The organism is Pseudonocardia nantongensis, assembly GCF_046546495.1.
GTDB lineage: Bacteria > Actinomycetota > Actinomycetes > Mycobacteriales > Pseudonocardiaceae > Pseudonocardia > Pseudonocardia nantongensis.
In genome coordinates this window covers 221,332-243,907 of record NZ_JBKGXT010000007.1, presented here as the reverse complement: position 1 = coordinate 243,907, position 22,576 = coordinate 221,332, and the positions used below count along the sequence as shown (strand labels likewise).

Annotated in this window: 25 protein-coding genes; 18 read left to right on the top strand and 7 right to left on the bottom strand. The window is 75.0% G+C overall.

From position 1 onward, the window contains the following. Window positions 1–63: 63 nt before the first annotated feature. The 3 genes from ACLFMI_RS10265 (at window position 64) to ACLFMI_RS10255 (ending at window position 2,452) form a co-directional block, all read left to right on the top strand. A complete protein-coding gene (locus ACLFMI_RS10265; RefSeq protein WP_410947531.1) occupies window positions 64–753 on the top strand; it encodes an IclR family transcriptional regulator in 690 nt (229 codons plus the stop codon). A gap of 85 nt (window positions 754–838) precedes the next feature. Then, window positions 839–1,942, top strand: coding sequence for a baeRF2 domain-containing protein (locus tag ACLFMI_RS10260; protein WP_410947530.1), 1,104 nt, complete (start codon window positions 839–841; stop codon window positions 1,940–1,942). 42 nt (window positions 1,943–1,984) lie between these two features. Beyond that, window positions 1,985–2,452 (top strand): SRPBCC family protein, encoded by a 468-nt coding sequence (locus ACLFMI_RS10255; RefSeq protein ID WP_410947529.1) that lies wholly within the window; start codon window positions 1,985–1,987, stop codon window positions 2,450–2,452. Here the strand turns inward: ACLFMI_RS10255 and ACLFMI_RS10250 are convergent. Then, on the bottom strand, window positions 2,406–2,879 hold the full coding sequence (locus ACLFMI_RS10250) for a DoxX family protein (RefSeq protein ID WP_410947528.1): 474 nt from the start codon (window positions 2,877–2,879) through the stop codon (window positions 2,406–2,408). The genes ACLFMI_RS10255 and ACLFMI_RS10250 overlap by 47 nt on opposite strands. Window positions 2,880–3,023: 144 nt before the next feature. Here ACLFMI_RS10250 and ACLFMI_RS10245 point away from each other — a divergent pair, with 144 nt between their 5' ends. From ACLFMI_RS10245 to ACLFMI_RS10225, 5 genes are all read left to right on the top strand, one after another. Beyond that, complete coding sequence (locus tag ACLFMI_RS10245; RefSeq protein WP_410947527.1) at window positions 3,024–3,545, top strand: MarR family winged helix-turn-helix transcriptional regulator; 522 nt, start codon at window positions 3,024–3,026, stop codon at window positions 3,543–3,545. A 103-nt stretch (window positions 3,546–3,648) separates the two neighbouring features. Then, window positions 3,649–4,095 carry a MarR family winged helix-turn-helix transcriptional regulator gene (locus ACLFMI_RS10240; RefSeq protein ID WP_410947526.1) on the top strand — a complete coding sequence of 149 codons (447 nt, stop codon included), beginning with the start codon at window positions 3,649–3,651 and terminating at the stop codon, window positions 4,093–4,095. Then, window positions 4,092–5,366, top strand: a complete 1,275-nt coding sequence (locus ACLFMI_RS10235) for an MFS transporter (protein WP_410947525.1) — start codon at window positions 4,092–4,094, stop codon at window positions 5,364–5,366. The genes ACLFMI_RS10240 and ACLFMI_RS10235 overlap by 4 nt, the downstream gene beginning before the upstream one ends. A gap of 32 nt (window positions 5,367–5,398) precedes the next feature. Continuing rightward, complete coding sequence (locus ACLFMI_RS10230) at window positions 5,399–5,752, top strand: fluoride efflux transporter FluC (RefSeq protein ID WP_410947524.1); 354 nt, start codon at window positions 5,399–5,401, stop codon at window positions 5,750–5,752. Beyond that, a complete protein-coding gene (locus ACLFMI_RS10225; RefSeq protein ID WP_410947523.1) occupies window positions 5,749–6,114 on the top strand; it encodes a fluoride efflux transporter FluC in 366 nt (121 codons plus the stop codon). The genes ACLFMI_RS10230 and ACLFMI_RS10225 overlap by 4 nt, the downstream gene beginning before the upstream one ends. Before the next feature lie 38 nt (window positions 6,115–6,152). On the opposite strand, the gene ACLFMI_RS10220 is transcribed toward ACLFMI_RS10225, so the two are convergent. Both ACLFMI_RS10220 and ACLFMI_RS10215 read right to left on the bottom strand, forming a co-directional pair. Then, window positions 6,153–7,094 carry a LysR family transcriptional regulator gene (locus ACLFMI_RS10220; RefSeq protein ID WP_410947522.1) on the bottom strand — a complete coding sequence of 314 codons (942 nt, stop codon included), beginning with the start codon at window positions 7,092–7,094 and terminating at the stop codon, window positions 6,153–6,155. A gap of 64 nt (window positions 7,095–7,158) precedes the next feature. Beyond that, window positions 7,159–7,677, bottom strand: a complete 519-nt coding sequence (locus tag ACLFMI_RS10215; protein ID WP_410947521.1) for a mycothiol transferase — start codon at window positions 7,675–7,677, stop codon at window positions 7,159–7,161. Between the two features lie 74 nt (window positions 7,678–7,751). Between ACLFMI_RS10215 and ACLFMI_RS10210 the strand changes: the two genes are divergently transcribed. The 6 genes from ACLFMI_RS10210 (at window position 7,752) to ACLFMI_RS10185 (ending at window position 15,423) form a co-directional block, all read left to right on the top strand. Beyond that, the gene (locus tag ACLFMI_RS10210; protein ID WP_410947520.1) at window positions 7,752–10,040 is read left to right on the top strand and encodes a molybdopterin-dependent oxidoreductase; all 2,289 of its coding nucleotides are present in this window, start codon (window positions 7,752–7,754) and stop codon (window positions 10,038–10,040) included. Window positions 10,041–10,155: 115 nt separating this feature from the next. Then, window positions 10,156–11,361, top strand: coding sequence for a CaiB/BaiF CoA transferase family protein (locus ACLFMI_RS10205; protein WP_410947519.1), 1,206 nt, complete (start codon window positions 10,156–10,158; stop codon window positions 11,359–11,361). Between the two features lie 6 nt (window positions 11,362–11,367). Next, window positions 11,368–12,531 carry an acyl-CoA dehydrogenase family protein gene (locus tag ACLFMI_RS10200; RefSeq protein ID WP_410947518.1) on the top strand — a complete coding sequence of 388 codons (1,164 nt, stop codon included), beginning with the start codon at window positions 11,368–11,370 and terminating at the stop codon, window positions 12,529–12,531. A gap of 8 nt (window positions 12,532–12,539) precedes the next feature. After that, complete coding sequence (locus ACLFMI_RS10195) at window positions 12,540–13,607, top strand: TRAP transporter substrate-binding protein (RefSeq protein ID WP_410947517.1); 1,068 nt, start codon at window positions 12,540–12,542, stop codon at window positions 13,605–13,607. Then, on the top strand, window positions 13,604–14,134 hold the full coding sequence (locus tag ACLFMI_RS10190) for a TRAP transporter small permease (protein ID WP_410947516.1): 531 nt from the start codon (window positions 13,604–13,606) through the stop codon (window positions 14,132–14,134). Before ACLFMI_RS10195 ends, ACLFMI_RS10190 begins: the two co-directional genes overlap by 4 nt. Beyond that, on the top strand, window positions 14,134–15,423 hold the full coding sequence (locus ACLFMI_RS10185) for a TRAP transporter large permease (protein ID WP_410947515.1): 1,290 nt from the start codon (window positions 14,134–14,136) through the stop codon (window positions 15,421–15,423). Before ACLFMI_RS10190 ends, ACLFMI_RS10185 begins: the two co-directional genes overlap by 1 nt. Before the next feature lie 8 nt (window positions 15,424–15,431). Here ACLFMI_RS10185 and ACLFMI_RS10180 read toward each other — a convergent pair whose 3' ends face one another. The 3 genes from ACLFMI_RS10180 to ACLFMI_RS10170 form a co-directional block, all read right to left on the bottom strand. Then, entirely contained in the window at window positions 15,432–16,097 is a 666-nt protein-coding gene (locus ACLFMI_RS10180; protein ID WP_410947514.1) for a TetR/AcrR family transcriptional regulator, read from the bottom strand. A 137-nt stretch (window positions 16,098–16,234) separates the two neighbouring features. Continuing rightward, window positions 16,235–16,702 carry a DUF4188 domain-containing protein gene (locus ACLFMI_RS10175; RefSeq protein ID WP_410947513.1) on the bottom strand — a complete coding sequence of 156 codons (468 nt, stop codon included), beginning with the start codon at window positions 16,700–16,702 and terminating at the stop codon, window positions 16,235–16,237. Between the two features lie 66 nt (window positions 16,703–16,768). Then, window positions 16,769–17,956, bottom strand: coding sequence for a CaiB/BaiF CoA transferase family protein (locus ACLFMI_RS10170; protein ID WP_410947512.1), 1,188 nt, complete (start codon window positions 17,954–17,956; stop codon window positions 16,769–16,771). A gap of 130 nt (window positions 17,957–18,086) precedes the next feature. On the opposite strand from ACLFMI_RS10170, the gene ACLFMI_RS10165 reads away from it, so the two are divergent. Then, window positions 18,087–18,308 carry a hypothetical protein gene (locus tag ACLFMI_RS10165; protein WP_410947511.1) on the top strand — a complete coding sequence of 74 codons (222 nt, stop codon included), beginning with the start codon at window positions 18,087–18,089 and terminating at the stop codon, window positions 18,306–18,308. A 12-nt stretch (window positions 18,309–18,320) separates the two neighbouring features. On the opposite strand, the gene ACLFMI_RS10160 is transcribed toward ACLFMI_RS10165, so the two are convergent. Then, complete coding sequence (locus ACLFMI_RS10160; protein ID WP_410947510.1) at window positions 18,321–18,686, bottom strand: YchJ family protein; 366 nt, start codon at window positions 18,684–18,686, stop codon at window positions 18,321–18,323. A 134-nt stretch (window positions 18,687–18,820) separates the two neighbouring features. On the opposite strand from ACLFMI_RS10160, the gene cobT reads away from it, so the two are divergent. From cobT to cobM, 3 genes are read left to right on the top strand one after another with little or no spacing between them, the layout of a single operon-like run. Further along, entirely contained in the window at window positions 18,821–20,563 is a 1,743-nt protein-coding gene (cobT, locus tag ACLFMI_RS10155; RefSeq protein WP_410947509.1) for a nicotinate-nucleotide--dimethylbenzimidazole phosphoribosyltransferase, read from the top strand. Beyond that, on the top strand, window positions 20,556–21,797 hold the full coding sequence (gene cbiE, locus ACLFMI_RS10150) for a precorrin-6y C5,15-methyltransferase (decarboxylating) subunit CbiE (RefSeq protein ID WP_410947508.1): 1,242 nt from the start codon (window positions 20,556–20,558) through the stop codon (window positions 21,795–21,797). The genes cobT and cbiE overlap by 8 nt, the downstream gene beginning before the upstream one ends. Before the next feature lie 30 nt (window positions 21,798–21,827). After that, window positions 21,828–22,574 carry a precorrin-4 C(11)-methyltransferase gene (cobM, locus tag ACLFMI_RS10145; protein ID WP_410947507.1) on the top strand — a complete coding sequence of 249 codons (747 nt, stop codon included), beginning with the start codon at window positions 21,828–21,830 and terminating at the stop codon, window positions 22,572–22,574. Window positions 22,575–22,576 lie beyond the last annotated feature (2 nt).

Genomic DNA, 22,576 nt, shown 5'->3' with positions numbered 1-22,576 from the left:
GGACATGCCCCACCGCGAGCTAGACTTACCGATATGCGTAGGCATCACCGCACGGTGGACCGCGTGGCTGGCCTGCTGGAGGCGGCTGCGCGGCGTCCCGGTGGCAGCACGCTGTCCGGCATGGCCCGGGCGGTGCGGGCGCCGGTGTCGTCGGTGCAGAAGCTGGTCGACGGGCTGGTGGCCACCGGCTACCTGGACGAGCGGGACCGCCGCTACACCCTCGGCCCGGCCCCGTGGATGCTCGCCGCCCGCGCCGGGGCCCCGCCGGTGCCGGCCGTCCCGGCGGACGCGCTGGTTCACCTGTCCGGGATCGTCGGGCTGCCGGTGCTGCTCGCCGCCCGGGTCGGCGACGACGCCGTCTACCTGGACTGGGCGGGCGCCGACGAGGCGTTCGACGTCGCGCTGTCCGCCCGGGTGCGGGCACCGCTGCCGGACACCGCCGCGGGCCGGGTGCTGCTGGCGCACCTGCCGACGGCCGAGCGCAAGCGGATCGCGCTGGCCGCGCACGAGGTCGACCCGGCCGCGGCGGCGGCGCTGCTCGACGACTGCCGCCGGATCCGGGAGGAGGGTCACGAACGCGGCGAGAGCGGCGCGCTGCTGCCCGGGGCGGTCGCGGTCGCCGTACCGCTGCGCTCCGGTGGGCGGGTCACCGGTGCGCTGTCGGCGGCCGACCGGCGGACCGGTCCGGGCGGGAGGGTGCCGCCGGCGGTGACCGCAGCACTCGTCGACACCGCCGAAGCCTGGTCCTCCTGACCGCCGAGAACGCCGGGACCGCAGGCCGTCCGGGCCGGGCGCACCGGTGTGTTTGCGGCCGTCGTGTGCGGGAAGGACTCCGGTGATGCGACTCGACTGGATCCGCCCACTGACCGAGGCCGACGGGCCGTTCGCGACGGTCGTCATGGACGCCACGCACGACACCGCCGACGCCACCGAGCAGTACCGGCTGCGCTGGCGGGACCTGCGTGAGCGGCTCGCCGAGGGCGGCGCCGACGAGGCCACCCTGGGCGTCCTGGACGACGCCGTGGAGGGCGGCAACGCCCCGGACGGCACCGCGGGCCGGATCCTGGTCGCGCGCCCCGACGGGCTGCTGGTCGACCGGCACGTCGAGGTCCCGCCGGAGCGGGGCACGGCCGCCTGGGGCACGGTCCCGGACCTGCTCCCGGTACTCGGCGCGGTCGGCGAGGAGGTGCTGACCGTGGTCGTCGCGATCGACAACACCGGTGCCGAGATCCGGGACGTCGACGGCTCGCTGGAGACCGTCTCCTCGGACGCCGCCGGCCCGGTGCACAAGGCGCACACCGCGGGCCCGGGCGAGGGCAGCGGCGACGCCCGGGTGGAGGAGACCTGGAAGCGCAACGCGCAGGCTGTGGCGGAGCGGGTGGACAAGCTGGTCCGTGGTGGCAACGCCGGGCTGCTCGTCGTCGCGGGGGAGGCACCGGCCCGGGCCCGGCTGCGGGACGAGCTGGCATCCGGTTCAGCGGAGATCATGGCCGAGATCGAGAACACCGGCGGCACCGCGCCCGAGCAGGTGGACGACACCGTGCGGGCGGCGGCCGACGACGTGCGCGAGCAGCGCCGCGAGGCCGCGGTGGCGAGCTACGCGACCGCGTCCGGCCGGGCGGACGGCCTCGCCGTCACCGGGCTGGAGTCGGTCGTCGCGGCCACCCGGGCGCACGCCGTCGAGACCCTGGTCGTGGACCCGTCGGCGGTGCCGGGCACCGAGGTGTGGCTGGCGTCCGAGCCGACCGAGATCGCGGTGCAGCGCGGTGAGCTGGATCAGCTCGGCCTGGAGCCCCGCGGTTCCGCACCGGCCACCGACGTCCTGGTCCGGGCCGCCGCCGCGGTCGACGCCGCGGTCGTCCTGACCGCCGCCGGCGACGACGTGTCGCTCACCGACGGCGTCGGCGCCGTCCTGCGGTTCCCGCTCGGCCCGGCGTCCTGAACCGGGCGTGCTTCCGCGGCCCCGACCGGGCATGATCACCTCATGGGAGACGAGCGCATCGAGGCGTCCCGGGTGATCGAGGCGCCCCCGGAGGAGATCTTCGCGGTGCTGCGGGATCCGCGCGGGCACGTGACGATCGACAGCTCCGGGATGCTCATGTCGGCCGAGGGCGAGCCGGTGTCCGCGCCGGGGGACACCTTCGTCGTGCACATGGACCGGGAGTCGCTGGGCGACCGGCCGATGGGCCGCTACGACGTCACGGTGCACATCCGCAGCTACCAGCCGGACCGGGAGATCTCCTGGTCGATCGACGGCGTCATGCAGCCGCCGATCGGCCACGTCTACGGCTACCGGCTGGAGCCCCTGAGCGACGGCACCCGGGTGACGTCCTGGTGCGACTGGTCGGACATCCACCCGGACTACCGTGGGAGGGGGCTGTTCCCGGTGATCTCCGACACCGCGCTCAAGGCGACCCTGGGGATCCTCGCCCGGACCGTCCAGCGGGGCTGAGCCCCACGCACCGGCGCAGCAGCGGCCACGACGAGCACGCCCACAGCGCCCACGCGACCAGCAGCGGCTGGAACAGCAGCCGGGTCGCGCGGGCGCCGTCGGTGTCCAGTCCGAACCCGTCCGCGCCGGTCAGGTACTGGGAGACGTTCCCCGGGAACACCAGCACGAAGAGCGCGGCGACGCCGACACCGATCGCGGGCCTCCAGCTCCTGCCACCCAGCCGGAGCGGGGCGCACAGCACCGCCAGGCCCGCGACGATCTCGACCACCCCGGAGATCAGCACGACCGCCTCCGGCGCGGGCAGCACGGGCGGGACCTGGGCGAGGAACTCGTCGGTGACGGCGAAGTGCGCGACACCCGCGAACACCAGGAAACCGCCCAGCAGCACCCGAGCCGCGGTCCGTACGACCCGCACCGCCGTGCCCATCTCCCACCTCCGGTGCGGGCCCGGTGCCCGCGGACCCCGATTCTCACCCGGTCCACCGCCGACGCCCCGCCGGCCCGCCGGATTCCGCCGCCGCACCGGGGCGGTACTGGTGTCACCCCGGTCCCGGCGTTCTACCCTGACCCGATGGAACAGCCCGGACCGGTTGCGCCGCTGACCCTCGACGAGCAGCTCTGCTTCGCGCTGCACTCGGCCTCCCGGGCCATGACCGGCTGCTACCGCCCGGTGCTCGACGCGGTCGGCCTCACCTACAGCCAGTACGCCGTGCTGCTCGTGCTCTGGGCGGAGACGACGGTGCCGCAGCGGGAGCTCGGTGAGCGGATGTTCCTCGACAGCGGCACGCTCTCGCCGATGCTGGCCCGCCTGGAGTCCCGCGGCCTGCTCACCCGCACCCGCCGACCGGACGACGAGCGCACCGTGCAGGTCTCGCTCACCGCCGAGGGCGAGGCGTTGCGCGGGCAGGCCGCCCACGCCCAGCAGCGGGTGATCGAGGCGACGGGCATGGAGATGGACGAGCTCGGCCGGCTCCGCGACGACCTGCAGCGGCTCGCGTCCCGGCTGCGCGCGGCCGATGACGCCGACAGTGACGCCGACCGTCATGCCGACTGCGATGCCGGCGGCGGCACCGACGGAGCCGGCCGGGACTGAGCGCGCCCGAGGACCGGGTGCCGGCCCGGGAACCGGCCCGGCCCGACCGGAGCCCGCCGGAGGTATATGATTGCCGGCAGGCAATCAATCGGCGGGAGGCGTCGTGAGCGGACTGGACCGGGACGAGATCGCCCGGCTGCGGACGGTGCTCGCCCGGATCGGCCGCGGCCTGGACCGGCACTCGCGCGGGGCCGACCTGACCCGCACCCAGGTGTCGGCGCTGGGCACGGTCGTCGTGCACGGCCCGATCGGGATGGGCGAGCTGGCGACGATCGAGGGCCTGAACCCGACGATGCTGTCCCGGATGGCGGGCAAGCTGGAGGTGGCCGGGCTGCTGGTCCGCGACCCGGACCCGGACGACGGCCGCGCCGTGCGGGTCCGGGCCACCGAGGCCGGCGTCGCCGAGCACGCACGCCAGCGGGACGAGCGCACCCGGCTGCTCGCCGAGCACGTCGACGCGCTGCCCGGCGGGCACGCGGACGGGCTGCGTGCCGCGCTGCCCGCGCTCGAGGCGCTGGCCGGGTCGCTGCGGGACGGCAGTACCCGGTGAGCGTCGCCGCCCGGTCCCGGGAGTCGCTGCGGGCGCTCGGCGGGCGCACCTTCGCGGCGCTGTCCGGGCGGAACTACCGGCTCTGGTTCGGCGGCCAGTCGATCTCGCTGATCGGCACCTGGATGCAGTCGATCGCACAGTCCTGGCTGGTCTACGAGCTGACCGGGTCGGCGGCCGTGCTCGGCACGGTCGTCGCGATCCAGACCCTGCCCACCCTGCTGCTGGGCCCGTACGCAGGGGTGTGGGTGGACCGGCTCGACCGGCGGCGGCTGATGATCGGCCTGCAGACGATGATGGGCCTGCAGGCGCTCGCACTCGCTGTGCTCACCCTGACCGGGACGGTCGCGCTCTGGCACGTGTACCTGCTGGCCGCGGTGCTCGGGTTGAACAAGGCGTTCGAGAACCCGGCCCGGCAGGCCTTCGTCCAGGAACTGGTCGGGCGCGACGACCTGCGCAACGCCGTCACACTCAACTCGGTGCTGGTCAACGCCGCGCGCGCGATCGGCCCGGCGATCGCCGGGCTGGTGATCGTGGCCGGCGGCACCGGGGTCTGCTTCGCGCTCAACGCGGTCAGCTTCGTCGCCGTCGTGTGGTCGCTGTGGCGCCTCGACGTCGCTGCGCTGACCCCGGCCGAGCCCGCCCCGCGGGCAGCCGGCCAGCTGCGCGAGGGCCTGGCCTACGTGCGGGGCAACCCGGAGCTCCGGGTGCCGCTGCTGATGATGGCGTTGATCGGCTGCCTGGCCTACGAGTTCCCGGTCGTGCTGCCGGTGGTGGCCTCGCAGACCTTCGGCGGGAACGCGAGCACCTACGGCTACCTCACCGGGGCGATGGGCGTCGGCGCGGTCGTCGGCGGGCTGGCCGTCGCCGCCCGCGGGCGCACCGGACCGGCCTCGCTGGTGCACACGGCACTCGCGTTCGGCGCGGTGCTCGCGCTGGCCGCCGTCGCGCCGGCGCTGTGGGTCGCTCTGGTCGCGATGGCGCTGGTCGGTATGGCCAGCGTCGCGTTCATGGCGGGCGGGAACAGCACGCTGCAGCTGGCCTCGGCGTCGCACATGCGGGGCCGGGTGATGGCGCTGTGGTCGGTCGCGTTCCTCGGGTCGACGCCGATCGGCGGCCCGATCGCGGGTTGGGTCAGCGAGCAGTACGGCGGCCGCGCCGGGCTGGTGCTCGGCGCGCTGGCCTGCTTGCTGGCCGCCGCGATCGGCTGGCCCACCGCCCGGCGGGCGGCCCGGGCCGCGACATCGCCGCCGGTCGCCCGGGCGGCCGGGTGAGCGAGCCGGGACGCCCGGCGAGGACGGCGGCCGTGGCCGCCGGCGGGGTACTCGGCGCCGAGGCCCGGTACGGGCTCGGTCTCCTCGGCCCGGCCGCCCCCTGGACCACGCTGGTCGTCAACGTGACCGGCTGCCTGCTGATGGGGGTGCTGATGGTGCTGGTCGTCGAGCGGTTCCGGGTACACCCGCTGGTGCGTCCGGCGCTCGGCGTCGGCGTGCTGGGTGGGTACACCACGTTCTCCACCTACGCCGTCGACGTCGTCGCCTCCCCGCTGGGCGTCCCGGCCGCGCTGGCCCTGATGGTCGCCACCCCGCTGGTCGCGGTCGCGGCCACCGCCGCGGGTGCGGCCGGCACCCGCGCGCTGACCCGGGGCGCGGTCCGGTGACCGCGCTGCTGGTGGCCGTCGGGGCGGCGGTCGGTGCGTCGCTGCGCTACCTGGCCGACTCCGCGGTGCGGGCGCGGACGTCCGCCGCGTTCCCGTGGGGGACCTGGCTGGTGAACGTGGCCGGGTCGGCCCTGCTGGGCGCGGTGGTCGCGGCGACGCCCCGGCTCGGCCCGGGCCTTGCCGCGTTGCTCGGTACCGGTTTCTGTGGGGCGCTGAGCACCTACTCGACGTTCGGGTGGGAGGTGCTGGCACTCGTCGAGCGGGGCCGGGTGGCCCTGGCGACCGGCTACGCCGCCGCGAGCGTCGCCGCCGGGACGGTGGCCGCGGCGGCCGGCTACGGGCTGGTTGTGCTCGTCTCCTGAGCGGCTCGCCGGGCACCGCGCCGGCCCCCGCAGCGGCGTCAGCGGAGCCGGCCGCCGGTGGCGATCCGGAGCAGGTCGCGGGCGGTACCGCGGAGCGAGGTGCCCTCCGGCCACACCGCGCGGAACTCGCGCCGGGTCTGCAGGCCGTGCACCGCCACCTCGGTCAGCGCCCCGGTGGCCAGGTCCGCGGCCACCGCGAGGCGCGGCAACACCGCCGGACCGGCGTCGGCGCGCACCGCGGCCCGGACCGCGGCGTCGGTGGCGAGCTCGCAGACGGGCGCGGCCGGGGCCACGCCCGGGACCGCCTCGGCCAGCGCGTCGGCCAGAGCCCCCCGCGCGCCCCCGCCCGGGCGGCGGGTGATCTGCGGCGTCGCGGCGAGCTCGGCCGCGTCCACGCCCGGACCGCCGGCCCACGGGTGCCCGGGCGATACGACGAGCACCAGGTCGTCGGTGGCCACCGTGGTCGCGTGCAGTCCCGCCAGTGCCGTCCCGGTCTCGACGACACCGACCGCCGCCGCACCGTCGCGGACGGCGCCGGCCGGGTCGCCGGCCGGGTCGTCGAGGGTGGCGTCGCCCCCGAGCAGCGCGACCTCGCCGCCGGGGCCCGCCCGCAGGTGCACCAGCCAGCCCGGCAGGAGGTGCTCGGCGACCGTGGGGGCCACCGCGAGGACGACCGGGTCGGCGTCCGGCTGCGGCGGGCGCAGCGCGGTCACGGCGGCGTCCAGGTCGCGGGCCGCGTCGAGCACCGGGCCCGCCCACTCGACCAGCAGCGCGCCCCGGGCGGTGAGCCGGCTGGACCGGCGGCCCTGCCGGCCCCGCTGCAGGACCGGGGCACCGAGGCGGCGTTCCACCGACCGGATGCGGGCCGATGCGGCCTGGACGGACAGGTCGAGCTCGCGGGCGGCCTCGGCCAGGCTGGTCGTGCGGGCCACCGCGACGAGCAGGGTCAGCGCGGTGAGGTCGGGGACGTGGGCGGGCATCGCCGCCAGCCTAGGTGCGGCACCGGCGAGCAGCTCCGGCAGCCGACGCCGGAGCGCTCGGGGCTCAGCGCCCGAACAGCCCCCGCAGGTACGCGGCCTGCCCGGCGTGCTGGAGCTCATCGCCGAGCACGCTGACCAGCCGCTCACCGAGGCTCACGTTCGCGCCGTGGGTGGGCGGCAGGATCCGGGACAGGTCGTGGTCGGTGAGGTCGGTGAGCAGCGAGACGGTCCGCTCGTGCACGGCGTCGTGGTAGGCGGCGAGCAGGCCGGCGGGCACGCGGATCGCGTCGACCTGCGCCGAGGTGTGCCCGAACCCGGTGTCGGCCGGCTCGAGGTCCAGCCCGGCCCGCTCCGCCCAGCCCTCGGACGTCCAGACCTGCTCGGTGTCGAACGCCTCGGCGATGTGATCGTCCTGCACCCGGGTCAGGTGCCAGACCAGCCAGCCGATCGGGTTGCCGGGGTCGCCCGAGACGCTGCCCGGGCGCTGGGCGAGGTCGGGCTCGCCGAGTCCGTCGAGGACGTCGTGCACCAGTTCGCGCACCCGCCCGAAGTGGTCGGTCAGCAGTTCTGCGGAGGTCGTCACGGCCCACGCGTTCCCGGACAGCCGCAGGCGCAATCCCTTCCGGGTGCCTCCCGCTGCGCCTACCGTGGAGATCGGTGACCGAGACCGAGTTGACCCACAGCGCCCACTGGGGTGTGTTCCGCGGCCGCTACGACGGCCGGCGGTTGCGCGTCCGCCCGCACCCGGGGGATCCGGACCCGTCGCCGGTGCTGGACAACATGCCGTCCGCGGTCGGTCACCCGGCCCGGGTGACCGCGCCGGCGGTGCGCCGCGGCTGGTGGGAACGCGGGCCGGGCCGGGACCCGGCCCGCGGCCGGGACGGCTACCTGACCGTCTCCTGGGACGCCGTGCTGGACCGGCTGGCCGCGGAGACCCACCGGGTCCGGACGACCCACGGCGACGCCGCGGTCTACGGCGGGTCCTACGGCTGGGCCTCGGCCGGGCGGTTCCACCACGCCCAGGGCCAGCTGCACCGCTTCCTCGCCGTCACCGGCGGCTACACCCGTTCGGTCAACAGCTACTCCGGCGGCGCCGCCGAGGTCCTCCTCCCGCAGATCCTGGGTGGGTTCGACGCCGTCACCCGGTACGCGGTCACCTGGGACCAGGTGGCCGGGCACACCGACACCGTGCTGGCGTTCGGCGGGATGGCACTGAAGAACTCGGCGATCGCCGCGGGCGGGGTCAGCCGGCACGTCGAGCGCGGCGCTATGCGGGCCGCCCGGGACCGCGGCGCGGTGTTCATCCTGGTCAGCCCGCTGCGCCCGGATCTGCCGGAGGAGGTCGACGCCACCTGGGTGCCGATCCGGCCGGGCACCGACGTGGCGCTGATGCTCGCGCTGATGCACACCGTCGTCGCCGAGGGGCGGCACGACGCCGAGTTCCTCGCCTCGCACTGCGCCGGCTGGGAGCGGCTGCGGGAGTACCTGTTCGCCGCACCGGTCAAGGACGCCGACTGGGCGGCGGCGATCACCGGGGTGGACGCGGGCACGATCCGCGAGCTGGCCTGGCGGATCGCCTACGGTCGCACCCTGGTCACCGTGGCCCAGTCGCTGCAGCGCGCGGAACACGGTGAGCAGCCGGTGTGGGGCGGAGCGGCGCTGGCGTCGGTGCTCGGGCAGGTCGGGCTGCCCGGCGGCGGCTTCAACTACGGCCTCGGCTCGCTGGGGCACTACGGTCGCCCGGGCGTCGCGGTGCCGGTGCCGACGTTCTCCCGGGTGCCGAACCCGGTGAACTCGTTCATCCCGGTGGCCCGGGTCGCCGACATGCTGCTGCACCCGGGGGAGCCCTACGCCTACGACGGCGCCGAGCGCCGCTACCCGCACGTCCGGATGGCCTGGTGGGCCGGCGGCAACCCGTTCCACCACCACCAGGACCTGCGCCGGCTGCGCCGCGCGGTCGCCGAGCTCGACACCTTCGTCGTGCACGATCCGGCGTGGACGGCGACCGCCCGGCACGCCGACGTCGTGCTGCCCTCGACGATGACCATCGAACGGGACGACATCGGGGCCACGAGCTCGGACCCGCTGGTGGTGGCGATGAAGCAGCTCGTCCCGGTGCCGGATGAGGCCCGCGACGACTACGACGTGCTGGCCGAGCTGGCGCACCGGCTCGGGCACGGCGCGGCGTTCACCGAGGGCCGGTCGTCGTACGAGTGGCTGGTGCACATGTACGACCGCACCCGCAAGGCGCTCGCCGACCGCGGCGAGCCCGCCCCCGACTTCGAGGAGTTCTGGGAGCGCGGCGAGCTGGAGCTGCCGCAGCGCCGCGACGACGGCGGGGTGCTCGCCCGGTTCCGCGCCGACCCCGCCGCGAACCCGCTGCCCACGCCGTCGGGCCGGATCGAGGTCGGCTCGGCGACGATCGCCGGGCACGGCGACGCCGACTGTCCCGGGCACCCGGCGTGGCTGGAGCCGGCCGAGGCCCCGGACGGTCGGCACCCGTTCTGGCTGGTGTCGAACCAGCCCGCGACCCGGCTGCACTCCCAGCTGGACTTCGGTGCGCACAGCCTCGGCGCGAAGCGCTCCGGGCGCGAGGTCGTCCGGATCCACCCGGACGACGCGGCCGCGCTCGGCATCACCGACGGCGAGGTCGTGCGGTTGCACAACGACCGGGGCGCAGCCCTGGCCGCGGCCCGGCTCTCCGACGACATCAGGCCCGGCGTGCTGCAGCTGCCGACCGGGGCGTGGTGGGACCCGGTGCCCGACCCGGAGCGGCCGGACCGCGGCGACGACGGGCTGTGCGCACACGGCAACCCGAACGCGCTCACCCGCGACCACGGGTCGTCCAGCCTGGCCCAGGGCTGCACCGGGCAGCTGTGCGCGGTCGCCCTCAGCCGGTACCCGCACCCTCCGCCCGAGGTGGCCGCGCACACCCCGCCAGCGTGATCCCGGTGCCGTCCCACGGCGATGGGACGGCACTACCATCTTGAGATCCGCATCCCATCTGGATAGGTTCGCTCCATCCGAACGGACCACGGCGTCCGGGGACGGAGAACCGAACGTGACCACATCGGACCCCGCCGGCGCACCCGGTGGTGCCGGCGGCCCGCTGGACGGCGTCACCGTCGTCGACCTCACCTCGACGTTCATGGGCCCGTTCTGCACCCTGATCCTGGCCCAGTTCGGGGCCCGGGTGATCAAGGTGGAGCCGCCCGGCGGGGACATCCTGCGCGGTGTCGGCGACACCGGCGGGCACGGTTTGGGCCCGATCTTCCTGAACGCCAACATCGGCAAGGAGAGCGTCGTCCTCGACCTCGCCGACGACGCGGACCGCGCGCGGCTGCGGCGCCTGGTCGAGCGGGCCGACGTCGTCGCGCACAACCGGCCGGCCGGCTCGGACGCGCGGCTCGGCATCGACTACGAGACCCTGCGCGCGGTCAACCCGTCGGTGATCGTCTGCGCGATGCGTGGCTACGGCGCGGGCGGGCCGTACGGCTCCGAGCCCGCCTACGACGACGTCATCCAGGCCGTCTCCGGGCTGGCCGCGAACCAGACCGGCCGGGGCGATCCGCAGTTCGTCCGCAGCCCGGTCGCGGACAAGGTCACCGGGATGCTGGCGATGGGGGCGATCTGCGCCGCGCTGGTGGAACGCGCCGGATCCGGGCGCGGGCAGGCCATCGAGGTCCCCATGTTCGAGACGATGGTCCAGTTCCTGCTGGTCGAGCAGCAGGGCGGCTACGTGTTCGACCCGCCCCGCGGGCCCGCCGGCTACGCCCGGACCGACTCGCCGTTCCGGCGGCCGTACCGGACCCGGGACGGTCTGGTCGGCGTGCTGCCCTACACCGACGCGCACTGGCGGGCGCTGTTCGAGGTGCTCGACGCCGGTGACCGCGCCGCGGACCCGCGGTTCGCCACGATCGCCGCGCGCAGCCGCCACATCGACGAGCTCTACGAGTGGCTCGACGGCGAGCTCGCCGCGCTCACCACGGCCGAGGCGCTCGACCTGGTCAGCCGGGCGAAGGTACCGATCATGCCGGTGAACGGCGTCCCGGACCTGTTCACCGACCCGCACCTGGGCGCCGTCGACTTCCTCCCGCGCAGCGAGCACCCGCAGCTGGGGACGGTGCGCCAGGCGCGGTCGTCGGTCCGCTTCTCGCGCAGCGGGTCCGGCCGGTCCGCGCAGGCACCGGCCCTGGACGGGCACGGCCCCGAACTGCGGGGCGAGCTCGACGACCCCGGGACACCCGACCGATCCGAGGAGCGCTGACCGGCGATGGAGTTCACCGAGGACGACGACGTGCGGACGGTCCGGCGGGCCGTCGCCGAGCTGGCCGCGGGCTTCGACGGGGAGTACTGGGAACGCCACGACCGCGAGCACGCCTTCCCGTGGGAGTTCTACAAGACCTTCGCCGACGCCGGGTGGCTGGGCATCTCGGTCCCGGAGGAGTACGGCGGCGGCGGGCTCGGCGTCGCCGCGGCCGGGGCGATGGTCGAGACCCTCGCGGCGTCCGGTGGGGCGATGAACGCCTGCACGCCGGTGCACCTGGGGATGTTCGGGATGAACGTCGTCGCCAAGCACGGCTCGGAGCGGATGCGCGAGGAGACGCTGCGCCGGGTCGCCACCGGTGAGCTGCACGCCTGCTTCGGGGTGACCGAACCGGACGCCGGCACCGACACCTCCCGGATCCGGACCCGCGCCGATCGCGACGGCGACGGCTACGTCGTCAACGGGCGCAAGGTCTGGATCTCGAAGGCGGGGGAGAGCGAGGTCATCGTGCTCGCGGTCCGGACCGCGCCGCGCCGGGACGACGCGTCGATGCACGGGATCTCGATCCTGCTGGTCGACATGGCCTCCCCCGGGATCACGGTGCACCCGATCCCGAAGATGGGACGCAACGCCGTCGCCTCCAACGAGGTGAGCTTCGACGACGTCCGGGTCCCGGCGAGCGCCCTGGTCGGGACCGAGCACGAGGGCTTCCGGGTGCTGCTCGACGGGCTCAACCCGGAACGCATCCTGATCGCGCACGAGGCACTGGGCATCGGCCGTGCCTCGGTGGACGCCGCCGTGCGCTACGCGAACGAGCGCACCGTGTTCGACCGGCCGATCGGGCAGAACCAGGGGATCGCCTTCCCGCTGGCCGAGGCGACCGCCCGGCTCGACGCGGCCGAGCTGGTCTGCCGCAAGGCGGCCTGGCTCTACGACAACGGGCACCGCTGCGCCCGCGAGGCGAACACCGCCAAGTTCCTCGCCGCCGACGCCGGGTTCTTCGCCGCGGACCGCGCGATGCAGACCTTCGGCGGTATGGGCTACGCCGAGGAGTACGGGATCCCGCGCTACTTCCGGGAGGCCCGGCTGATGCAGATCGCCCCGGTCAGCCAGGAGCTGGTGCTCGCCTTCATCGCGCAGAACGTGCTGGGCCTGCCCAAGTCCTACTAGGAGGTCTGATGCTCCCTCGCACGGTCCGGTTGCTGGCCCTGGCCTGCGCCGTCGGTCTGGTCACGACCCTGACGGCGTGCGCAAGCGACCGGGAGGGCCCACCCGGGACGTTCACCCTCGTCGTCGGCGACTCGTTCCCGACCACGCACCCGTTCTCCCGGGACGGCGCGCAGTTCTTCGTCGACCGCGCGACCGAGCTCTCCGGCGGCCGGCTGCAGTTCGACTACCACCCGTCGGAGAGCCTCGGGGCGGCCGAGGACTTCGTGAACCTGGCCCGCTCCGGGGTGGTGGACATCGCGATGGTCTCGCCCGGCTACGTCTCGGCGCAGCTGCCGCTCTCCGGGGTCGCCGACCTGCCCGCGATGACCACCGACCCGTGCCGGGGCGCGCTCGGGCTGGAGCCGCTGCTGTCCGAGGGTGGCGTGCTGTACGAGGCCGACTTCGCCCCGGACGGGCTGCACCCGCTGGTCGTCGGCGTGGTCACCGGCTACGAGGTGATGACCGGTGGCGGGATCGAGGTCACCGACCCGTCCGACGTCGCGGGGATGGTGCTGCGGTCCTCCGGCGGTGCGATCGACCGGACCGTGAACCACCTCGGCGCGGCCCCGGTGGCCATGCCGGTGACCGAGATGTACGAGGCGATCTCCCGCGGCACCGTCGACGGCACCGTGCTCGGACCGCTCAGCGCGCTGCCCTACCGCCTCGACGAGGCCGCCACCCACTCCACCCTCGGCGCGCAGCTGGGCAGCTTCACGATCACCTACTCGATCGGGCGCGGCACCTGGGACCGGCTGCCGCCGGACCTGCAGGACGTGCTGACCCGGGCAGGCCGGGACACGAACCGGCACCTGTGCCGCGCGGTCGCCGACTACGACGCGCAGTCCCGGGAGAAGCTGGCGGCCGGCGGCCTGGCCTTCCACCGGCTCACCCCGGACGAGCAACGCCGCTGGCGGGAGGCGGCCGCGCCGGTGCGCGAGGAGTGGGTGGCCGACATGGAGCGGATGGGGCTGCCCGGCCGGGCGGCGCTCGGTGACCTGCAGGCCTCCCAGCGCGCGGTGACGGAGCAGGGCCGGTGACCGGGATCGAGACGGGCCTGCGCCGGGTCGAGGACGCGCTGGCCGCGATCGCCGCGGCCGCGCTGCTCGTGCTGACCGGGCTGATGGTGCTCGGGGTGGTGCTGCGCTACGTCGTGTCCGAACCGCTGTCCTGGGCGCTCGGGTTCACCACCGAGTACCTGCTCACCGCGATCTTCTTCCTCGGCCTGCCCTACACCGTGCGGGCCGGGGCGCACGTGCGGATCGACCTGCTCTACCGGCTGCTCGGGACGCGGGCACGGTGGTGGTGCACCGTCGTGGGCGGGGTGCTGTCGGCGCTGTTCGTCGCGCTCCTGACCTGGGGCGGGATCCGGCTGGCCGCGGGCGCCTGGGCCGGCGGGGACATCCCGCCGCCGGGTGGGGCGGAGCTGTCCTGGCCGGTCTGGACCGCGGTGATCATGGTCCCGATCGGGACGGGGGTGGCGCTGGTCCGGTTGCTGCACACGCTCGCCGTACCGGAGCAGGACGTCCCGGTGGACCTCGCAGCGGACGAGGGGGTGGACCGCTGATGCTGGTCCTGCTGGTCGTCGTCCTGCTGCTGGTGTTGCTGCTGATCCGGATCCCGGTCGGGTTCGCGATCGGCATCGCCGGCTCGCTGGGACTGCTGCTGCACGGCGGGTTGCCGGAGCTGCTCGGTGTCCTGGAGGTCTCCCCGCACACCGCGGTGACCGCGTACTCGCTGTCCCCGATCCCGCTGTTCGTGCTCATGGCGCAGTTCGTGCTGCGCAGCGGCGTGGCCGGGAGCATGTTCGACGCCGCCCGCACCTGGGTCGGCCGGACCCCGGCCGGCCTCGGGGTGGCGACGACGCTGTCCGGGGCGGTGTTCGCGGCGATCTCCGGATCCAGCACCGCGGCGGCGGCCACCCTCGCCTCGACCGCGGTGCCGGAGATGACCCGCCGTGGCTACGACGCGCGACTGGCGACCGGGCTGGTCGCGGTCGTCGGGACGCTGGCGGCGATGGTGCCACCGAGCATCATCCTGGTCTTCTACGCCGTGCTCGCCGAGGAGAGCGTCGGCGAGGTGCTCATCGCCGGGTTCCTCCCCGGCGCGCTGGTCGTCGTCGCCCTGATCGTGACGACCCTGCTGCTGGTCCGGCGCCGACCCGAGCTGGCACCGCGCGGGGAGCGCCACACGGTGGTCACCAAGATCCGGACGCTGACCGTCGTCGGCCCGGTCGTCGTGCTGTTCGGGCTGGTCACCGTCACGATCTACCTCGGGCTGGCGACCCCGACCGAGGCCGCGGCCCTGGGTGCGGCCGGTGCGCTGACGATCGGGCTGGTGCAGCGCACACTCGATCTCGCCCGGATCCGGGCGGCGCTGCTGGAGACGCTGTGCACCACCGCGATGATCCTGCTGATCATCGCCTCGGCGCACGTGTTCGGCCACGTGCTCACGCTCAGCCGGGTCACCGAGACCGTGGTCGACGCGGTATCGGCGATCCCGGCCGCGCCCACGGTGATCTTCCTCGGGATCGCGCTGGTGTACCTGGTGCTCGGCGCGTTCATGGACCAGATGGCGATCCTGGCGCTCACGGTGCCGGTCGTGCTGCCGGTGATCGAACAGCTCGGCTTCGACCCGGTGTGGTTCGGCGTGCTGGTGGTGCTGCTGGCCGAGATCGGCCTGGTCACCCCGCCGCTCGGGCTGAACGTGTTCATCGTGGCCCGCTCCACCGGGCGCAGCTCGGAGGAGGTCTTCCGCGGGGTCGTGCCGTTCGTGCTGGCCCTGCTGGTCCTGGTGCTGCTGTTCACGTTCGTCCCGGAGCTGGTCCTGTGGCTGCCGGGGACGATGGGCAGCTGAGACCCGGGTCAGCCGGGGTCGTTGCCGGCCTGCGCGAAGGCGCCGGCGAGCACCATCTGCGCGGTCCAGCGGATGATCCGGCTCCGCTCGTGCGCGTCGTCGACCCGGCAGGCGTCCTTGAGCGCGATGAACGACTCGGTCCCGGCGAGCATGGCCAGTGCGGAGACGAGGTCGGACCGCACCTGCGGTGACAGGCCGTCGCCGGCCGGCGGCACGGCGTCCTGCATCCAGGCGAGCCGGCGGCCCTCGAGGAGGCGGACCTCACCGGTGCCACCCGGTTCCAGCCGGGCCTGCTTCTCCAGCGAGAGCCGGATGATGGCGCGGAACGCGGCCTCGTGCTCGGCGATCCGGCCGTGCATGGTCCGCAGCACCCGGTCCACCCGCTCGGCGGGGTCGTCGGTGTCCGGGTCCTCGGCCGCGGTGGCGTCGTCGAGCGCGTCGACGACGCTGTCCATCGACGCCTCCAGGAGCAGGCTCTCCTGGGTGGGGAAGTAGCGGTAGGCCGTGGTCCGCCCGACGAGCGCCGCGTCGGCAGCCTCGCCGACCGAGGGGACCCGGCCCTCGTCGAGCAGCGTCCGGGCGGCGTCGAGCACCGCTTCCCGGGTCCGGCGCTTCTGGTTGACGCGGCCGGATTCCAGCGGGTCGCCCCCGCGTGCCGGGACACCCTTTCCCATGACGGCAACCCTACGCCACCAGCGCCGCACCACTCACAGCTCCGAGCCAGGCCCGCGCCTGCCCCGACTCGCCCCCCACCCACCCCCATCTCCCGTGGCTGCGCGCGTTCTCGGCGGTGCGGACGGTTCCGGCGGGGTCAGGCTGCGAGACGGGTGCGGCCGCCCTCGGTGCCGCGGTCGATCGGGCGGGACCCGAGTGCCTTCGCCAGCCCGCGCGGCGGCATGTCGCCGTAGATCGTCTCGAACTCGCCGGACACGTAGGTCTCGTGCCAGATCCCGACGGCGCCGGGCATCCGTCGGGCGCGCCGGTTGAACGCCGCCCAGGCCGGCCGGTGCTGCCCGGCGGTGTCGCCCGCGTAGGCGTAGAGCGACGCGGTGTCCCGCCAGTACTGAATCACCATCGGGCCGCCCGCGCCGAACGCGAGGTCGTAGGACAGCAGGCCGGAGTCCGGGTCCCGGGACAGCTCGGCCAGCATCCGTGGCATCGCGGTGAACACCGGCAGCCAGGCGTCGACCCGCCACGGCCGGTTGATCCGCATGCCGATCAGGAAGACGACGACCTCGCCGTCGACGTGCTGGTTGGTGGTGCGGGTGTACTGCGCCATTGCGGCTCCCTCCGTCGTGTGGATACCCAGACTATCCGTTCATGGAGAGTGACGCTATCCGTAAATTCAGGGACCGGCGAGCCAGTCACGGACCTCGGCGGAGTCCGCACCCATCGACGGGGGAGAACGCCGGTAGGACGGCGGCGTCGCCGACCAGGTCACCGGGTTGCGCACGGTCGGGACCGCTGCCGCGTCCGGCGCCCGGACGACCGGCTCCAGGCCGAGCTCCTCGGCCAGGGTCACCCCGCCCTCGACCGAGTTGATCGGGCCGCAGGGCACCCCGACCGCGGTGATCTCGGCGTACCACTCCTGCGCGGTACGGGTGGCCAGCCGCGCGCGCAGCCTCTGCTCGATCTCCGCCCGGTGGGTGATCCGGTCCGACATGGTCGTGAACCGCGGGTCCTCGGCCATCGCCGGATCGCCCAGCACGGTCGCGAGCTTGCGGAACTGGGCGTCGTTTGCGGCGATGACGATCAGGTCGCCGTCCTTGGTCGGCATCGGCTGGTAGGGGAAGACACTGGGGTGCTCGTTGCCCATCCGGTGCGGTACCGCCCCGGCGCCGACGTAGGCCTCGGTCTGATTGACCAGGGTCGACATCGCCACCGACAGCAGGTCGGTCTCCAGTAGCTGTCCCTCACCGGTGCGCTCCCGGTGGCGCAGCGCCGCGGACACCGCCAGTGCCGCGTGCAGCCCGGTGAGCACGTCGAACACCGCCACCCCGGCCCGGTACGGCGGCCCGTCGGCCTCGCCGGTCAGGCTCATCAACCCGGAGACCGCCTGCACCAGCAGGTCGTATCCGGCCAGGTGGGCGCCGCCGCGGCTGCCGAACCCGGAGATCGAGCAGTAGACGACCGACGGGTTCGCCGCCGACACCGACGCGTGGTCCAGGCCAAAGCGGTCCATGCCGCCCGGCCGCATGTTCTCCACCAGGACGTCCGCGCGGTGCGCGAGCCGCCGGGCGGTCTCCAGGTCGTCCGGGTCGGTCAGGTCGAGCACGATCGACCGCTTGTTGCGGTTGATCGACAGGTAGTAGGTCGAGATGTCGCCGTGCTCGGGGTCGGCGACCACCGGCGGCTTCCAGGTCCGGGTGTCGTCGCCGCCCGGCCCCTCGACCTTGATCACCGTCGCGCCGAGGTCGGCCAGTACCATCGTCGCGTACGGTCCGGCCAGGACCCGGGAGAAGTCGGCGACCAGGACGCCGTCGAGCGGACCGCCGGTCGGAGCGTCACCCAGCCCGTGCTGCTGTTGATCCACGTCTCCGGACGTTAGCCGCGCGACGCGACGGTGTCGCGCACCGAGTCGACCGCCGGACTGGCAGGAAATTGTGGCTACTGGTCGTTTCCGCCGGTTTCGAGGGCGGCCGGTACACCGCAGGATCGTGGTCATGAGCAGCGAGTACACGATCCCCGGCATCGTCCTGACCCGGATCGGGCACGCCGTGCGCGAGTTCGGCCGGGCCCACGAGGAACTCTGGAACCGGCTGGAGCGGATGGATCCGCGCCCCGGTGACGACCTGCAGTGGGAGGTCACCGCCTCCGGGTGGCGGCTCTACGGGCACTACCTGCCCGAGGAGGTCTTGACTCCACCGGACGACGGGCCCCGATAGTCGTGCGTCGACCTAACGCGGGCCGACCTCGCCGTCCACATAGACCCACCGACCCTCGTGGCGGATGAACCGGCTGCGCTCCTGCAGCACGCCGTCGGTGCGGTGCGCCCGGAACTCGACGACGCCCTCGTCGTCGAACAGCGACCCGCCGCTGGTGTCCACGATCTCCAGCCCGGTCCACACCGAACCCGGCTCCGGACGCAGCCGCCGCGGCCGGGTCGACGGGTGCCAGGAGGCGGCCAGGTGAGCGGTGTCGCCGCGCACGTAGGCGGTGTAGCGGCTGCGCATCAGCGCCTCGGCGGTCGGTGCCGGGCGGCCGGCCAGCACGGGGCCGCAGCAGGCGTCCTCGGGGCGGGCAGTCCCGCAGGGGCAGTTCACGGCGACCAGTATGGGCCCGGCGTGTGAGGTGCCCGACCGGCCCGGGCGGGTCGGTTGACCATCGGTTCAGGCGTGTGGTCGTCTCGTTCGCCGCTGTGCGGTCGAGGTAGTGATCACGGGACAGGGGGACGCGGGTGCACGGGTTCTACGAGGTGCTGCACTCGCGGCGGGACGTCCGCACCGGCTTCCGGCCCGACCCGGTCGACGACGACGCCCTGACCCGGGTGCTGGAGGCCGCGCACGCCGCCCCGTCGGTCGGGTTCTCCCAGCCGTGGGACTTCGTGCTGGTCCACGACGCCGGCGTCCGGGAGCGGGTGCACGCGCTGGTCGCCGAGCACCGCGAGCGCTACGCCGCCTCGCTGCCCGCGGCCCGGGCCGAGGCGCTGCGCTCGATCCGGATCGAGGCGATCCGGGAGACCCCGCTGAACCTGGTCGTCACCGCCGACCCGACCCGCGGCGGCCGGCACGTACTGGGCCGGCACGACCGCCCGGAGATGGGTCCCTACTCGGTGGCCCTGGCGGTGCAGAACCTCTGGCTGGCCGCCCGGGCCGAGGACCTCGGCGTCGGCTGGGTGAGCTTCTTCGACGACGCCGGCCTGGCCGCCGTGCACGAGCTGCTCGGCCTGCCCGCGCACGTCGACGTCGTCGCGTACCTGTGTGTCGGGCACGTCGACGCGTTCCCGGAGCGGCCCGAGCTGGAGGGGCACGGCTGGGCCCGCCGGCGTCCGCTGGACTGGGCGGTGCACCAGGAGACCTGGGGCGCACGCGGGCTGCCGGGCGCGCCGCCCGCCGCGCTGCTGGAATCCACTGTGGACGCCGTCCGGCCGGTGGACGACGCCGCCCGGACCGCCGCCGCGGCCCGGCTGGACCGGATGACCAAGCCGCGCGGGGCGCTGGGCCGGGTCGAGGACGTCGCCGTCACCCTCGCCGGGATCGCCGGGACGGAGACGCCACCGGTGCCCGCCCCGGCCGCGGTCGCGGTGTTCGCCGCCGACCACGGCGTGCACGCGCAGGGCGTCACGCCGTGGCCGCAGGAGGTCACCGCGCAGATGGTGGCGAACTTCCTGGCCGGCGGGGCCGTGGTGAACGCCTTCGCCCGCCAGCTCGGCGCCGAGGTCCAGGTCGTCGATGCCGGCGTCGCGGCCGACCTGGAGCCGGCGCCGGGCCTGCTGCCACGCAAGGTCGCCCGCGGCACCGCGGACATGACCGCCGGGCCCGCCATGACCCGCGAGCAGGCCCGCACCGCGCTCGAGCACGGCATCGAGGTGGCCCGGGACCTGGTCGCGGCCGGCAACCGCTGCCTGCTCACCGGGGACATGGGGATCGCCAACACCACCGCCGCGGCGGCCCTGGTCTGCGCGTTCACCGGCGCCGACCCGGCGGAGGTCACCGGCCGCGGCACCGGCGTCGACGACGACACCCTGACCCGCAAGACCGACGTCGTCCGGCGCGCGCTCGAACGGCACCGGCCGGACCCGGGCGACCCGCTCGGCGCGCTCGCCGCGGTCGGCGGCCTGGAGCACGCCGGGCTGGCCGGGCTGGTGCTCGGCGCCGCGGCGCTGCGCGTCCCGGTGCTGCTCGACGGAGTCTCGGGCGGCGCGGCGGCACTGGTCGCCGGCGCGCTGGCCCCGGAGGCCCGCGGCTACTGCATGGCCGGGCACCGCTCCGCCGAACCCGGCGCGCCCACTGCGCTCGCGCACCTCGGCCTGGTCCCGCTGCTGGAGCTGGACATGCGCCTCGGCGAGGGGACCGGTGCGCTGCTCGCGCTGCCGGTGCTGCAGGGCGCCGCCCGCGCGATGCACGACGTCGCCACCTTCGACAGCGCCGGGGTCACCGAGAAGGCCGGCGAGATCGAGGAGAGCGACACCGATGGCTGAGCAGCGGCTGACCGTCGTCGGGATCGGCGCGGACGGCTGGAGCGGGCTCGCCGAACCGTCCCGGGACGCGTTGCGCGAGGCCGAGGTGCTGCTCGGCGGCCCCCGCCAGCTGGACCTGCTGCCCGGCCCCGCGGACGGTGGCGTGGTGGGGGAGCGGCGGGCCTGGCCGTCGCCGCTGGTCCCGGCGATCCCCGGGATCCTGGACGAGCTCGCCGGGCGGCGGGTCGCGGTGCTGGCCTCCGGCGACCCGATGTTCTTCGGGATCGGCGCCACCCTGGCCCGGATCGCCGGGCCGGACCGGCTGCGGGTGCTGGCGCACCCGTCGTCGGTGGCGCTGGCCTGTGCGCGGCTCGGCTGGAGCTCCGAGCAGGTCTCGGTGCTCTCGGTGGTCGGCCGTCCGCTGGACGCGGTGCGCCGAGCGCTCGCGCCGGGGGCCCGGCTGGTGGTGCTCAGCGCGGGTGCCGGGTCGCCGTCGGAGATCGCGGAGATGCTCACCGGCGCCGGGTGGGGCGGCTCCGGGCTCAGCGTCCTGGAACGCCTCGGCGCCCCGGACGAGCGCACCGTCACCGGCACCGCGGCCGGGTGGCGCGGCGACGCCGACCCGCTCAACGTCGTCGCGGTCGAGTGCGTGCCCGACGCCGGGCTGGCCCCGTTCGGCGAGACCCCGGGGCTGCCCGACGACGCCTACGACCACGACGGTCAGCTCACCAAGCGGGAGGTCCGCGCGGTCACCCTCGCCCACCTGGCGCCCCGGCCGGGCGAGCTGCTGTGGGACGTCGGCGCCGGGTCCGGCTCGATCGGCGTCGAGTGGATGCGCGCGCACCGCGGCTGCACCGCGATCGCGGTCGAGTCCCGCCCCGAGCGGGCCGAGCGGGTGGCGGCCAATGCCGCCACCCTCGGCGTACCGGGCCTGCGGGTGGTCACCGGCGCCGCTCCGGACGCGCTGGCCGGGCTGCCGGAGCCGGACGTCGTGTTCGTCGGCGGCGGCCTGACCCGCGACGGCGTGCTGGACGCCTGCCTGGCCGCGCTGCGACCCGGCGGCCGGCTGGTCGCCAACGCGGTGACCGTGCAGACCGAGGCGATGCTCGCCGCGGCGCACGCCGAGCACGGGGGAGACCTGGTCCGGGTGCAGGTGGCCCGGGCCGAGCCGGTCGGCCGGGGCGGGCACTTCCACGGCTGGCGTCCGGGCATGCCGGTGACGATCTGGAGCCTCACCAGGGAGGCCGTGACATGAGGAGGACAGGGTCGTGAGGAGGACAGGGTCGTGACGGTGCACTTCATCGGGGCCGGGCCGGGTGCGGTGGACCTGCTCACGCTGCGCGCCCGGGACCTGATCGCCGCCGCCCCGGTCTGCCTCTACGCCGGCAGCCTGGTCCCGCCGGAGATGCTGGAGATCTGCCCGCCCGGCGCCCGCACGGTGGACACCGCCCTGATGACCCTCGACGAGATCGTCGCCGAGATGGTGCGGGCGCACCGGCACGGGCTCGACGTCGCCCGGCTCGCGTCCGGGGATCCGGCGGTGTTCTCCGCGGTGGCCGAGCAGATGCGCCGGCTGGAGACCGAGGGCGTCCCGTACGACGTGTGCCCCGGTGTCCCGGCCTACGCGGCCGCGGCCGCGGCGCTCGGCCGGGAGCTGACCGTCCCGACGGTCGCGCAGACCGTCACGCTCACCCGGATCGCCGCGCGCGCCACCCCGATGCCCGAGCACGAGGGCCTGGCGCAGCTCGGCAACGCCGGCGGCACGGTCGTGCTGCACCTGGCCGTGCACCGGATCGACGAGGTCGTCGACGCGCTCGCCCCGTCCTACGGCGGGGACTGCCCGGCGGCGGTCGTCGCGCACGCGTCCCGGGCGCACGAGGTCGTGCTGCGCGGCACCCTGGAGGCCATGCCGAAGGCCGTGCGGGAGGCCGGGATCGAGCGCACCGCCGTGATCATCGTCGGCGAGGCGCTCGCCGCCCGGCACTTCCCGGACTCGCACCTGTACTCGGCGGGCCGCTGGCGCGGCCCGTGAGT